Source organism: Rhodoferax sp. LS1P39 (assembly GCF_056521425.1).
Genome location: NZ_JBWMAV010000004.1, coordinates 281,932 through 294,695 on the forward strand (window position 1 = coordinate 281,932; position 12,764 = coordinate 294,695).

Consider the following 12,764-nt stretch of genomic DNA (forward strand, 5'->3'; position numbering starts at 1 on the left):
TGGCGGGGCGTGCAGTGATAGCTCTTAAAAAGATAGTAAGTGAATCGGCTGCCAACCCGGCAGTATTCACCCCCGCCTACTGGACCGAAGCGCGCAAGCACCTCATCAAAAAAGACCGGGTGATGAAGCGCCTGATCCCGCAGTTTGGCGACGTGTGCCTGGAAACCCGGGGCGATGCCTTCACTACCCTGGCGCGCAGCGTGGTGGGCCAGCAAATTTCGGTAAAAGCGGCGCAAACCGTGTGGGGCAAGTTCGTGAAGTTGCCCGAGCAGATGGCACCGCAAAACGTGCTCAAGCTCAAGGTGGACGACATGCGCGCCGCGGGCCTGAGTGCCCGCAAGGTCGAATACCTGGTGGACTTGGCCCTGCATTTCGATGCGGGCAAACTGCATGTGCAGGCCTGGGAAGAGATGGACGACGAGGCCATCATTGCCGAGCTGGTGGCGATCCGCGGCATTGGCCGCTGGACGGCCGAGATGTTTTTGATCTTCCACATGATGCGGCCCAACGTGCTGCCGCTGGACGACGTGGGCCTGATCAACGGCATCAGCCAGAACTACTTTTCCGGCGACCCGGTGAGCCGCAGCGAGGCCCGCGAAGTGGCCGCCGCCTGGGCCCCGTTTTGCAGCGTGGCAACTTGGTATATTTGGCGGTCTTTGGCACCGGTGCCCGCGCCGGATGCGAAACAATAAGGAGTAAAGCTTTGGCTAAAAGAACATTTCTCGACTTCGAGCAACCCATCTCGGACCTGGAAACCAAAATCGAAGAGCTGCGCTATGTGCAGACCGAATCGGCCGTCGATATCTCCGAAGAAATCGACCAGCTCAGCAAGAAAAGCCAGCAGCTCACCAAAGACATCTACAGCGTGCTCACGCCCTGGCAGATCACCAAGATTGCCCGCCATGCCGAGCGCCCCTACACGCTGGACTATGTAAATGAAATCTTCACCGATTTCGTCGAACTGCACGGCGACCGGCATTTTGCCGACGACCTGAGCATTGTTGGCGGCTTGGCCCGCTTCAACGGCACGGCCTGCATGGTGCTGGGCCACCAAAAGGGCCGCGACACCAAGGAACGCGGCCTGCGCAACTTCGGCATGACCAAGCCCGAGGGCTACCGCAAGGCCTTGCGCCTGATGAAAACCGCCGAGAAATTCGGCCTGCCGGTGTTCACCTTTGTGGATACGCCCGGTGCCTACCCCGGTATCGACGCGGAAGAGCGCGGCCAGTCCGAGGCCATTGGCCGCAACATCTTCGAGATGGCGCAACTGGAAGTGCCCATCATCACCACTATCATCGGCGAAGGCGGCTCCGGCGGCGCGCTGGCCATTTCGGTGGCCGACCAGGTGGTGATGCTGCAGTACTCGATCTACTCGGTGATCAGCCCCGAAGGCTGTGCCTCGATTCTGTGGAAAACCTCCGACAAGTCTTCCGAAGCCGCCGAAGCCCTGGGCATCACCGCCCACCGCCTCAAGGCCCTGGGCGTGATCGACAAGATCGTGAACGAGCCCGTGGGCGGCGCACACCGCGACCACAAGCAGATGGCCGCCTTCCTGAAGCGCGCCCTGAACGATGCCTACCGCCAGGTCAGCGACCTGAAGACCAAGGAACTGCTGGACCGCCGCTACGACCGTCTGCAGAGCTACGGCCGCTTCACCGACACCAAGGCCGAAAGCAAGTAACTCAGGCCGGTGTCCCCACCCCCAGCAGCTGGTGTAGCCGGGGGGAGGTGGTGGTGTACTGGAACGGTATTTTCTTGCCCGGAAACACCAGCGGTGCCGCCGCGTACGCCGCCAGCGTGGCTTCGTGGAAGCCGCACACAATGAGTTTTTGCTTGCCCGGGTAGGTGTTGATGTCGCCTACGGCAAAAATGCCGGGCACGCTGGTTTCAAACCGGGCTGTATCCACCTGCAACTGCTTGCGCTCCATCGCCAAACCCCAGTCTGCCACCGGCCCCAGCTTGGGCGACAGGCCCAGGAAGACACTCAGGGCATCGACCGGCAGCCGGTGCAGCGTTGCATCTACATCGCTGACTTCCAGATGGGCCAGGCGGCCTTGCACCGCGCCAAAGCCTGTGATCTGCCCCACCATGAAGCGCATACGCCCGGCCGCTACCAGCATTTGCATTTCGGCGATATCGGCCATGGGCGCTTGCAGTACGTCCCGGCGGTGCAGCAGGGTGACACTCCTGGCATCCAGGTCGGCCAATTGCAGGGCGCAATGCAAGGCGGCCTCGTCGCCACCATTCACCACCACATCCAGCCCGGCCACATCGGCAGGTGCCGCGTGGTAACGCAGTTGCCCACCTTCAAAGGCTTCGATGCCGTCCAGCTTCAAGCGCCGGGGCTGGAACGCGCCCACACCGGCGGCAATGATGACCACCGGCGCTAGAAACTGCGTGCCTTGGTCGGTGGCCACCAGAAATCGGCCATCGGCCTGCTTCTCTATCTGGTTGACCTGCTGGCCGAGGTGAAAAGGCGTTTGGAAGGGTTGGATTTGCTGGAGCAAGGCATCTGCCAGCGCCCGCCCGGAGGTGGAGGGCGTGCCGGGGATGTCGTAAATGGGTTTGTCGGGGTACAGCTCCATGCACTGGCCGCCCGCATGGGGCAGCGCGTCGATCACCTGCACGGGAACTTCCAGCAGACCGAGCTGGAACACTTGAAACAGGCCAACCGGGCCCGCGCCGATGACGACGGCCCCGGTCTCGTTCAATTAACGCTCCAGCAACTGGATCTTGGGCATCACATCTTTCCAGTCGTCGGCATCGGCCAGCGCGGGTTTGCGTTTGGTGATGCTCTTCCAGCCCTGGGCGCGGGCCAGTTCGACGTTGAGCTGGATGAAGGCCAGCTGGTCGGCGGGCATGTCTTCTTCGGCGTAGATGGCGTTGGCCGGGCACTCGGGGATGCAGACGGCGCAATCGATGCATTCATCGGGGTCGATGACCAGCATGTTCGGGCCTTCGCGGAAGCAGTCCACGGGGCACACGTCCACACAGTCGGTGTATTTGCACTTGATACAGGATTCAGAAACGACGTGGGTCATGGTATTTTTGAGCGGCGAAAAAGTAGCCGTTATTCTAGGGGTGGAATGCTTAGCGCACCAAAACGGCAGCTGAGGTTTTGTGCGAAGCAGTATCGACCAAAACCAAGGCACCCAGCGAACGCGACTGCGTGTAGGGCCGGGTGGCAATCGCTTCTTGCAGTGCCAGCTCGACGTGGCCGATGGCGTTGGGCGGCAACTCGGTGGCATCTTCCTCGGCCAGGGTGTTGATGTCCAGCTTGTGCACGATGCGCTTGACCTTGGCTTTCACCCAGCGGTGGCCGTGCAGCGCCCAGTAGACGCGGCCCGCGACCAGGGGTTCGTCGTCCATCCAGGCCACGGTGGCCGAGATCTCGCGGCTGGCTTCGAACTGGCCAGGGGCCAGGAGCCAGTCGCCACGCGATACATCGACCTCGCGGTCCAGCGTGATACCGGCGCTGTTGCCTGCCAGCACGCTTTTCGGGTTGCGGGCGTGGTCCAGCACCTGGGCCACGGTGGCGGTTTGGCCGCTGGGCAAGATGCGGATTTCCTGGCCCACTTCCACTGTGCCGGTGGCTACACGGCCCCAGAACACGCGGCGGCCCTGGCTGGTGTCGGCGCTGGCCGAGAACTTCTCCACCCACTGCACCGGGAAGGCGAAGGGCTGCTCCACTTCTGCGGGCGTGCTGGGCAATTGCTCCAGAATCTGTAGCAGGGTAGGGCCGGTGTAATTGCACCAGTCGGGGTTTTCGCTGTGACCGGCTTCGACTACGTTCCAGCCCTTGAGGGCTGAAATCGGCACGATGGCTTTGACGGGAATCTCGGCGGCAGCGGCAAAGCTGTTCAGTGCGGCGCTGATGTGGGCAAACGCCAGGCCGGAGTCTTCCACCGCGTCCAGCTTGTTGATGGCAAACACGATGCTGGGCACGCGCAGCAAATGGCACAGCAGCGAGTGGCGGCGGGTTTGCGGCAGCAGCTCCAGGGCTGCGTTTTTCCAATCGAGCTTGGTGGCATCGACCAGCACCACGGCGGCATCGGCGCTGCTGGCTGCCGTCACCATGTTGCGGGTGTACTGCTCGTGGCCGGGCGCGTCGCCGATGATGAATTTGCGGTCTTCGGTGTTGAAGTAGCGGTAGGCCACGTCGATGGTGATGCCTTGCTCGCGCTCGGCGGAGAGGCCGTCGGTCAGCAGGGCCAGGTCGGTTTCGCCCTGGCGTTGCACGCCCGCCAGGTGGTCTTGCAGCACGGCCTTGGTGTCCACCAGCAGGCGGCCAATCAGGGTGCTCTTGCCGTCATCGACCGAACCGCAGGTGATGAACTTCAAGGCGGAAAGGGCTCCCGTGCTCGTCGTACCTGCAGGAGTAGCTATGGAAGTAGTAGCATTCATTAGAAGTATCCGTCTTTCTTGCGCTTCTCCATCGAAGCCTCTGATGTCTTGTCGTCCATGCGGGTTGCGCCGCGTTCGCTCACGTCGGCGGCCAGGGTTTCGATCACGATGTCGGCAGCGGTGGCGGCAAAGCTGTCCACCGGGCAGGTGCAGGTAATGTCGCCCACGGTGCGGAAACGCACGTCGCGCATCTCGGCGGTTTCGCCGCTCTTCAAGGGGGTGAGGTCGGTCACCGGCACCAGCAGGCCCTTGCGCTCCACCACTTCGCGTTTGTGCGTGTAGTAGAGCGAGGGCAGGGCGATTTTTTCGCGTTCGATGTATTGCCACACGTCCAGCTCGGTCCAGTTGCTGATGGGGAACACGCGGAAGTGTTCGCCGGGCTGCAGGCGGGTGTTGAACAGGGTCCATAGCTCGGGGCGCTGGGCCTTGGGCTGCCATTGACCGAAGCTGTCGCGGTGCGAAAAAATGCGTTCCTTGGCGCGGGCTTTTTCTTCGTCGCGGCGGGCACCGCCGATCAGCGCGTCAAAGCGGAATTCTTCGATGGCCTCCAGCAGCGTGACCGACTGGTGCACGTTGCGGCTTTCGCCGGGGTGGGACAGACGCACGGTGCCGCGCTTCATCGAGTCTTCGACGTTGCGCACGATCAGCTCGGCACCCAGCTCCTGGGCGCGGAAGTCGCGGAAGTCGGTGACCTCATGGAAGTTGTGGCCGGTGTCGATCATCAACAGCGGATAGGGGATGCCGCCGCTGCCGGTGGATACGTTCTTCGCGCCAAAGGCTTTTTCGGCGCATTTCAGCAGCACCAGCGAGTCTTTGCCGCCTGAAAACAGCAGGGTGGGGCGTTCAAACACAGCCGCCACTTCGCGCAGGATGAAGATGGTTTCTTCTTCCAGCGCGTCGAGGTGGGTGTTGCTCAGGTGGTGTTGGTTAGCTTGGGAGTTCATAGGGGGCAGGTTTCAGTGGGCAAGGTGCAAGCCGCACTCGCGGTTGTCGTCACCCTTGGTGGGGTCCACATAGTCGAAGTTGTTGGGCAGGCCGTGGGTTTCACAGTACTGGTAGAGCTCTTTGGACGACCAGTGCAGCAGCGGCGCGACCTTGATCAGGCCGTCGGGGTTGATGCTCACCGGGTCCATCTGGGCGCGCACGGCGGTGTCGGTGGCGCGCAGGGCGGTGAACCAGACCTTGGGTGCCGTCTCGCGCAGGGCGCGGGCAAAAGGCTCCAGCTTCACTTCTTCGGTGAAGGCCGCGTGGCGCGGGTCGTCCAGCGCGGGTGTGGGGCCGTCCACGGCCTCGCGGTGCGCCCGCGAGCGGCGCGGCAGGTAGACCTGCAGGTTGAGCTTGAGCCGCTGGGTCACTTCATCGACAAAGCGGTAGGTGGCCTCGGTGTTGTAGCCGTTGTCCATCCACACCACGGGAACATCGGGGTTCACGCGGGTGACCATGTGCAGGATGACCGCCTCGAAGGGGCGGAAGTTGGTGGTGACGATGGCGGGCTGGCCCAAGGCCAGGGCCCATTCCACCAGTGCAGGTGCGTCGCGGCCGAGATCCGTATTGATTTGTGCAAGGTTGAGGGTGCTCATGGTGTCTTGCTCCAATCAGTACGAGTCTTGGCGCGCCAGCTCAGCGCCATAGGCCGCGGAGTGGTCGGTTTCGGCAAAGTGCGGCTCTACGTGGACGGCATCGCCCTGGTAGAAACCTTCAAAGCGGTCAAATTGGCGCTGGGCGGCGCTGGCATCCACGCCTTCGCGCAGCACGGCCACGGTGAAACCACTGCGCTGCATTTGCACCAGCTGGTCGATCAGCACGTCGCCGGTGGCGCGGATTTCGCCGGTGTAGCCCAGGCGGCGGCGCAGCAAAAAGGCCTGGCTGTAGGCGCGACCATCGGTGAACTTGGGGAAGTGCAGGTCGATGCGGGTGATGCCCGCCAAATCCAGCGTGCGCGGGTCTGCATCGTTGGCCAGGGATACTTGGTCTTTTTGGCCCTCAGCGCTGATGGTATGGGCGGTAGCAGCTATTATTTTCATAGTGATGGCTTTCAGGCTTCTGCCGCAGCGCGGGGGGCGCGGGCGGTGCTGGTGCGGGCGGCGTTGGCGGCCAGTTTGAACGGGTCCTGGCCGACGCGGCGCAAGGTGTCGATGAAGGCCTCTCCGCTGGTGCGGGTGGCGCGGTAGGTGTCCAGCACGGCTTCGATGACTTCGGGCACCTCGGCGGCGCTGAAGGATGGGCCGACGACCTTGCCGATGGCGGGGGCACCGCTGAGGTTGGAGCCGTCCGAGCCCGCCAGCGTCACCTGATACCACTCTTGCCCGTCCTTGTCCACGCCCAGAATGCCGATGTGGGCACTGTGGTGGTGGCCGCAGGAGTTGATGCAGCCACTCATGTGCACGTCGATTTCGCCCAGGTCGTGCAGCTCGTCCATGTCCTGGTAGCGCTGGCTGATGGCCTCGGAAATCGGCAGCGAGCGGGCGTTGGCCAGCGCGCAAAAATCGCCGCCGGGGCAGACGATCATGTCGGTCAGCAGGCGGATGTTGGCGCGGGCCAAGCCAGCGGCCTTGGCCTCTGCGTACAGCGCGGGCAGCTCGTCGGCGCGCACCCAGGGCAGCACCAGGTTCTGGTCGTGGGTGACGCGGGTTTCACCGGCGCTGTAGCGGTCGGCCAGGTCGGCCGACAGGTCTAGCTGGTCGCCGGTGGCGTCGCCGGGCGAGTAGCCCAGGCGCTTGAACGACAGCGTCACCGAGCGCAGCAGCGGGTTTTGGTGCGCGGCCACGTTTTGTTTCAACCAGCGGGTGTAGTCCTTGTCGTCCACCGGGGCGGCGACCGGGTTGGCCAAGGCGGGCAGGGTGCCGACGCGGCTGGCCGGGGGCACAAAGCAGGCGGTCACGCGGTCTAGTTCCGACTGGGCGATGGTGTGCGGCGCGCCGTCCACGGTCAGGATCTGCTGGAACTCGGCTTCCACCTCGTCGATATAGCGCTGGCCCTCGGCCTTGACCAAAATCTTGATGCGCGCCTTGTAGATATTGTCGCGGCGGCCCCAGCGGTTGTACACGCGGACCACGGCTTCCAGGTAGTTGAGGATCTGGTTCCACGGTAAAAAGCTGCGGATCACCGTGCCCAGCACCGGGGTACGGCCCATGCCGCCGCCGACCATCACGCGCAGGCCCACTTCACCGGCTTCGTTCTTCAAAACATGCAGGCCCACGTCGTGCCAGGCGGTGGCAGCGCGGTCGTCGGTAGCTCCGACGATGGCGATCTTGAACTTGCGTGGCAAAAACGCGAACTCGGGGTGCAGCGTGCTCCACTGGCGGATGATTTCGGCCAGCGGGCGGGGGTCGGCGATTTCATCCTCGGCAATCCCGGCGCGCTCGTCGCTGGTAGTGTTGCGGATGCAGTTGCCGCTGGTCTGGATGCCGTGCAGGTGCACGCTGGCCAGCAGGTCCATCACGTCGGCACTCTTGTCCAGCGGAATCCAGTTGAACTGGACGTTCTGGCGGGTGGTGAAGTGGGCGCAGGCGCTGGGCAGGCTGTGCAGGTCGCTCAGGCCGGGGTTGGCCTTGCTGAGGTCGTGCGCGTCTTTTTTGTCATAGTCGCGGGCGATGGTGGCCAGCACGCGCAGCTGGGCGCTGGACAGCTCGCCGTAGGGCACGGCCACGCGCAGCATGGGCGCAAAACGCTGTACGTACCAGCCGTTTTGCAGGCGAAGCGGGCGGAATTCGTCTTCGGCCAGGGTGCCGCCTTGCCAGCGTTCCAGCTGGTCGCGGAATTGGGCGGCGCGCAGTTTGACGAACTGTTTGTCGAATTCAGTGTATTGGTACATTTTTTTACGGTCGTGGGGCAGGGCAACCTGCGATTTTAAAGTGCGAGTAACTTGGTGCCTGCATAAGCTAGCAGCAGGGACAGCAGGCCGCGGATCACGCGGTCCGAGGTTTTGAGCATCAGGTGCGAACCCAGCCAGATACCGGGCAGCGAGCCCACCAGCAGCTTGGCCAGCAGCGGCCAATCGACCGAGCCCAGCCCGGCGTGGCCCAGGCCCGCCACCAGGGTCAGGGGCACGGCGTAGGCGATGTCGGCGGCCACAATGCGCTGCAGCGGCAGCAGCGGGTACAGCAGCATCAGCACCGTGACACCGATGGCGCCTGCACCTACCGAGGTGAGCGTGACCAGCGTGCCGATGAAAGCGCCAAACAGCAGCGGCAGGCTCCAGTGGCGCGGGCGCTCGGCTGCGGCCATGTTCTCCGCGCTGATGTTGCGAGGAGTTGATTTGCCACGGATGCTTTTGTACAGAGTGGCAGCGGCGGTGAGCAGCAAGGCCACGCCCAGGGTGGTGGTCATGGCTTTTTGCACCTGGGCGTTGGCAGGGCCCAGGGTGTGCAAGACCCACAGGGTGAGTAGCGAAGCCGGGATGCTGCCTGCACACAGTGTGCCAACGATACGCCAGTTGACCATGCGCGAGCGGGCCATCTTGATCGTGCCGCCCATCTTGGTGAAGCAGGCGAACAGCAGATCGGTGCCGATGGCCAGGTAGGGCTTCATGCCGAAAAAGAAGATCAGGATGGGGGTCATGAGCGAGCCGCCGCCCACACCGGTCAATCCCACCACGAAGCCGACAAAAAAACCGGCAAAAACAAACGCTAAATCTTGCATAGGGCGCGACTATAAAAGCCCGCCACCCTATTCCAAACTACTTTATTGTTCTACCAATATGCCGTTTAGCATATTTGGAAATAACGAAACTGGCTGTTCAGCCTGGGGATTGGGCATACGCCGCGTTGAGTTGTGCGTCGATGGTGTGCCACAAAGGCCGCACCATCAGGCGCAAGCCCCGGTACACCTCGTCCACCCGCAGCATCGAGGGCACACGCTGGCCGCGGTGCTCTACCGGGCCACCGATGGGGATGATGTTGACCCCAAGTTTGCCAAAGTGCTCGGCCAAGCGGGGTTCGGTAAGGGTGAACAGGGTCTCAATGCCGTGGCGCTTGGCCATCAAGACGGCACCGATGTACAGGCTGACGGGCAGGTAGGGAAAACGGGGCTGCTTCTGGTCGCCGAAATCCTGGTCGGAAATGGTGGCTTCGGTTTGCTGTTCGCCCTTGCGTCGGCGGAACTCCGACATCACCGCCAGCCGGGACACCTCGGCGATGCGGCCACGCGGTTGCAGGGCGGGGTCGATGATGCTGCGGTCCAGCGTGTTTTTGCAGGTTAGCTCAAACGGCAGCGGCGCAGCGGGGTAGGCGGGGTCGGTGAGTACCAACCGGGCGCAGCCCGCCAGACGCGTGCCATCGGCGCTGCGCACCAGGCAGTGCTGGGAGCGGTAGTCATATTTGTCGGTTTCGCGCTGGTCTTCGCGCACGGACTCGAAGCCAAGTTCGCGGGCATAGACATCGTGGCGGATAAAAAACACATCGTTGACGCGGTCGGGCTCCAACGCAGGCGCAATTTCAAAATACTGCTTGTAGCCATCGCCCAGGTTGGGGCGGGGGGTGTCTGACATACGGGCCTTGCGGGATGTGGAAAAGGGTTAAGTTACAACCGTACACACTTTACGCAGGCTTTACAGGGGTTTTGCAAAAATATTTTTGACGATTTGCCGCACGAAGTCACATTCATGCTTCCGAAAGTTGCAACGACCAGGGTGTTTTTTGCCAAGCCTGGGCTTCTTCGCGCAGCAGGTGGGCCGACTGGGGGAAGGCCTGCGCCCAGCCGGGGCGGGTGGACAGCACAAACTGGCTGGCCAGCGCGGGGTCCACGCGCAGTTCCAGGCCGGTGGTGTCGGGGTCGCGGCGGGCATGGCACAGCATGGTGGCCATCCGCAAGCACAGCAACTGCTGCATGAAGGCCGCGTCGCCAAAATCCAGCTCCAGCTTGCGCAACTTGCCGCGATGGCCCAGCACCAGTTGGCTCAGGCGGTGCAGTTCCAGCAGGGCAAAGCCCGGCGCGTCTGCGTTCTCCAGAATGTAGGCACCGTGTTTGTGATGGTCCTGGTGCGAGATTTGGCAGCCAATTTCATGCAATTGACCGGCCCAGTTGAGCTTGCGCTGCTGGCGGACGACTTCGCTGGCGGCCACACCCGTACCGGTTTGCAACTGGCCGTACAAGGTGCAAGCGAGCTTGGCCACACGCTGGGCTTGCTGGATGTCCACGCCGAAGCGGCTGGCCATGCGCTGCACCGAGACGGCCCGCAGGTCGGTTTCCTCCTGGCCGCGCGCCACCAGGTCGTACAACACACCGTGGCGCAAAGCACCGTCGGCGGCGTGCATCTCGTCGATGCCCAGCAGGTCAAACACGGCGCGCAGCACGCTGATGCCGCCGCCAATCACCAGTTTGCGGTCATCTTTCATGCCTTCGATGCGCAATTTTTCGACGCTTTGGGCTTTCAGCAGGCGGTCGCTGATCCAGTCCAGGCCTTCGCGGGTGATGAGGTTCAGCGGCCAGCCTGCGGCATGCAGGATGTCGCCGACCGCGCCCACGGTGCCGGATGACCCATAGGCCACGTCCCAGGTGTCGCGGCGGTAGGCGTTCAGGGCTTCGTCGAGTACCGCTTTGGCGGCAATTTCGGCAATCCGGAAGGCATCGCGGGTGAATTGGCCGTTGGGAAAGTATTTCATCGACCAGGCCACGCTACCCACCCGGAAAGACTCCATCACCGTGGCCTCAACGCCTTGGCCCAGGATCATTTCGGTGGAGCGTCCGCCAATATCCACCACCAACCGCCTCTCGTCCGACTGCGGTAGCAGCCGGGCCACGCCCTGGTAGATCAAGCGGGCTTCTTCGCGGCCCGGAATCACGTCAATGGGAAAGCCCAGCACCTCGTGCGCCTTGGCCAAAAAAACGTCGCGGTTGCGGGCTTCGCGCAGGGTTTGGGTAGCGACTGCCCGCACCTGGTGGCGCTCGAAGCCCGCCAGGCGTTCGCCAAAGCGGGCCAGGCAATCCCAGCCGCGCTGCATGGCCTCCTGGCTGAGGTTGCGGTTCTCGTCCAGGCCATTGCCCTGGCGGACGGTTTCTTTCAGGTATTCGGTGCGGTGGATTTGCCCGTGGTCCAGGCGGCCGATTTCCAGGCGAAAGCTGTTGGAGCCCAGGTCCAGGGCGGCGATGAGAGTTCCGTTTTGCATGGCGTAGCCGCTTTTTTGAGTGGGCGCAGCATAGCACCCATAACGCGTGCAAGATGCGGGCACATTTGTCACATTCCTGTCACACAAGCTTCTTAAAGTCGATGAGTCGCCATGGTTTACCCGTACGGTAAACCATGGCATCGGTTCGATAGGTTTCAACTCACCCAAAGGGTCTTCTGATGCAAGTTCGTTTCAAAATCGCCATGGCCAGCCTGGCTGGTTCGGCTGCCTTGTCTTTTGCCGGTTTCGCCAGCGCCCAAGAGATTACCGGTGCCGGTGCCACCTTCCCTGCACCCGTGTATTCCAAATGGGCTGCCGAGTACAACAAGGCCACCGGTGTCAAGATCAACTACCAATCTGTTGGCTCCGGCGCAGGTATCAAACAGATCGACTCCAAGACGGTGGATTTCGGTGCCTCCGACATGCCCCAGACCGACGACGTGCTGAAGGCCAAGGGCCAGATGCAGTTTCCCGCTGTCATCGGCGGCACGGTGCCGGTGGTCAACATCAAGGGCATTGCTCCCGGTCAGCTGAAGCTGAACGGCCAGGTGCTGGGCGATATTTTCCTGGGCAAGATCACCAAGTGGAACGACGCTGCGCTGGTGGCGCTGAATCCTGGCGTGCCGTTGCCAGATGCCGCCATTTCGCCAGTGCGCCGTGCCGATGGTTCGGGCACCACTTTCAACTTCACCAATTACCTGAGCCGTGTCCACCCCGAGTGGAAAGAAAAAGTGGGCGAGGGCACAGCCGTGAACTGGCCAGTCGGCGCAGGTGGCAAGGGCAATGAAGGTGTGGCTGCATTTGTGAACCGCCTGCCTAATTCCATCGGCTACGTCGAGTACGCGTATGTCAAGCAAAACAAGATGACCTACGCCTTGTTGAAGAACCGTGATGGCGTGTTTGTGGCCCCTAGCGATACCGCATTTGCCGCTGCCGCAGCGGGTGCTGACTGGAGCAAGTCGTTCTACCAACTGATCACCGACCAGCCGGGTAAAGAAGCTTGGCCTATCTCTACCGCCACCTTCATCTTGATGCACACCAAGCAGGACAAGCCTGCCAACGCCACCGAAGTCTTCAAGTTCTTCAACTGGGCCTACAAAAATGGTACCAAGATTGCTGACGATCTGGACTACGTGCCCCTGCCTCCTCCTGTAGTGGCTTCGATCGAAAAGGCCTGGGGCCAGGTGACGGATGCTGCTGGCAAGCCCGTCGCTATCAAGTAAGCACCGATACACGCAATACCCAGGACAAAGG

At 62.5% G+C, this 12,764-nt stretch carries 13 protein-coding genes; 3 read left to right on the forward strand and 10 right to left on the reverse strand.

The window, feature by feature from the left end; genetic code table 11:
• Positions 1–32: 32 nt before the first annotated feature.
• Entirely contained in the window at positions 33–692 is a 660-nt protein-coding gene (locus AC097O_RS09925; RefSeq protein ID WP_479592650.1) for a DNA-3-methyladenine glycosylase family protein, read from the forward strand.
• An 11-nt stretch (positions 693–703) separates the two neighbouring features.
• On the forward strand, positions 704–1,681 hold the full coding sequence (locus AC097O_RS09930) for an acetyl-CoA carboxylase carboxyltransferase subunit alpha (protein WP_479592626.1): 978 nt from the start codon (positions 704–706) through the stop codon (positions 1,679–1,681).
• 1 nt (position 1,682) lies between these two features.
• Here AC097O_RS09930 and AC097O_RS09935 read toward each other — a convergent pair whose 3' ends face one another.
• The 10 genes from AC097O_RS09935 to AC097O_RS09980 all read right to left on the reverse strand — a co-directional run bounded on the left by AC097O_RS09935 (position 1,683) and on the right by AC097O_RS09980 (position 11,510).
• Positions 1,683–2,711: an NAD(P)/FAD-dependent oxidoreductase gene (locus AC097O_RS09935; RefSeq protein ID WP_479592627.1), complete on the reverse strand. Its 1,029-nt coding sequence runs from the start codon at positions 2,709–2,711 to the stop codon at positions 1,683–1,685.
• Complete coding sequence (gene fdxA / locus AC097O_RS09940) at positions 2,712–3,041, reverse strand: ferredoxin FdxA (RefSeq protein ID WP_315183348.1); 330 nt, start codon at positions 3,039–3,041, stop codon at positions 2,712–2,714.
• A gap of 49 nt (positions 3,042–3,090) precedes the next feature.
• Positions 3,091–4,404: a sulfate adenylyltransferase subunit 1 gene (locus AC097O_RS09945; protein WP_479592628.1), complete on the reverse strand. Its 1,314-nt coding sequence runs from the start codon at positions 4,402–4,404 to the stop codon at positions 3,091–3,093.
• Positions 4,404–5,348, reverse strand: a complete 945-nt coding sequence (cysD, locus tag AC097O_RS09950) for a sulfate adenylyltransferase subunit CysD (protein WP_479592629.1) — start codon at positions 5,346–5,348, stop codon at positions 4,404–4,406. The genes AC097O_RS09945 and cysD overlap by 1 nt, the downstream gene beginning before the upstream one ends.
• A gap of 12 nt (positions 5,349–5,360) precedes the next feature.
• Positions 5,361–5,984: a phosphoadenosine phosphosulfate reductase domain-containing protein gene (locus AC097O_RS09955; RefSeq protein WP_479592630.1), complete on the reverse strand. Its 624-nt coding sequence runs from the start codon at positions 5,982–5,984 to the stop codon at positions 5,361–5,363.
• A gap of 15 nt (positions 5,985–5,999) precedes the next feature.
• Positions 6,000–6,428, reverse strand: a complete 429-nt coding sequence (locus AC097O_RS09960) for a DUF934 domain-containing protein (RefSeq protein ID WP_479589315.1) — start codon at positions 6,426–6,428, stop codon at positions 6,000–6,002.
• 11 nt (positions 6,429–6,439) lie between these two features.
• Positions 6,440–8,218, reverse strand: coding sequence for a nitrite/sulfite reductase (locus tag AC097O_RS09965; RefSeq protein WP_479592631.1), 1,779 nt, complete (start codon positions 8,216–8,218; stop codon positions 6,440–6,442).
• A gap of 35 nt (positions 8,219–8,253) precedes the next feature.
• The gene (locus tag AC097O_RS09970) at positions 8,254–9,045 is read right to left on the reverse strand and encodes a sulfite exporter TauE/SafE family protein (protein WP_479589391.1); all 792 of its coding nucleotides are present in this window, start codon (positions 9,043–9,045) and stop codon (positions 8,254–8,256) included.
• Between the two features lie 97 nt (positions 9,046–9,142).
• Positions 9,143–9,892 (reverse strand): PEP-CTERM/exosortase system-associated acyltransferase, encoded by a 750-nt coding sequence (locus tag AC097O_RS09975; RefSeq protein WP_479592632.1) that lies wholly within the window; start codon positions 9,890–9,892, stop codon positions 9,143–9,145.
• A 112-nt stretch (positions 9,893–10,004) separates the two neighbouring features.
• The gene (locus AC097O_RS09980; RefSeq protein WP_479592633.1) at positions 10,005–11,510 is read right to left on the reverse strand and encodes a Ppx/GppA phosphatase family protein; all 1,506 of its coding nucleotides are present in this window, start codon (positions 11,508–11,510) and stop codon (positions 10,005–10,007) included.
• A 179-nt stretch (positions 11,511–11,689) separates the two neighbouring features.
• On the opposite strand from AC097O_RS09980, the gene pstS reads away from it, so the two are divergent.
• Positions 11,690–12,733 carry a phosphate ABC transporter substrate-binding protein PstS gene (pstS, locus tag AC097O_RS09985; protein WP_315183330.1) on the forward strand — a complete coding sequence of 348 codons (1,044 nt, stop codon included), beginning with the start codon at positions 11,690–11,692 and terminating at the stop codon, positions 12,731–12,733.
• Positions 12,734–12,764: the final 31 nt, after the last annotated feature.

Bases quoted from the DNA above. Each gene is read 5' to 3' on its own strand.
- AC097O_RS09975 (WP_479592632.1), bottom strand. From the start codon at position 9,892: ATGTCAGACACCCCCCGCCCCAACCTGGGCGATGGCTACAAGCAGTAT.
- AC097O_RS09955 (WP_479592630.1), bottom strand. From the start codon at position 5,984: ATGAGCACCCTCAACCTTGCACAAATCAATACGGATCTCGGCCGCGAC.
- AC097O_RS09960 (WP_479589315.1), bottom strand. From the start codon at position 6,428: ATGAAAATAATAGCTGCTACCGCCCATACCATCAGCGCTGAGGGCCAA.
- AC097O_RS09980 (WP_479592633.1), bottom strand. From the start codon at position 11,510: ATGCAAAACGGAACTCTCATCGCCGCCCTGGACCTGGGCTCCAACAGC.
- AC097O_RS09945 (WP_479592628.1), bottom strand. From the start codon at position 4,404: ATGAATGCTACTACTTCCATAGCTACTCCTGCAGGTACGACGAGCACG.
- AC097O_RS09965 (WP_479592631.1), bottom strand. From the start codon at position 8,218: ATGTACCAATACACTGAATTCGACAAACAGTTCGTCAAACTGCGCGCC.
- fdxA (WP_315183348.1), bottom strand. From the start codon at position 3,041: ATGACCCACGTCGTTTCTGAATCCTGTATCAAGTGCAAATACACCGAC.
- pstS (WP_315183330.1), top strand. From the start codon at position 11,690: ATGCAAGTTCGTTTCAAAATCGCCATGGCCAGCCTGGCTGGTTCGGCT.
- AC097O_RS09970 (WP_479589391.1), bottom strand. From the start codon at position 9,045: ATGCAAGATTTAGCGTTTGTTTTTGCCGGTTTTTTTGTCGGCTTCGTG.
- cysD (WP_479592629.1), bottom strand. From the start codon at position 5,348: ATGAACTCCCAAGCTAACCAACACCACCTGAGCAACACCCACCTCGAC.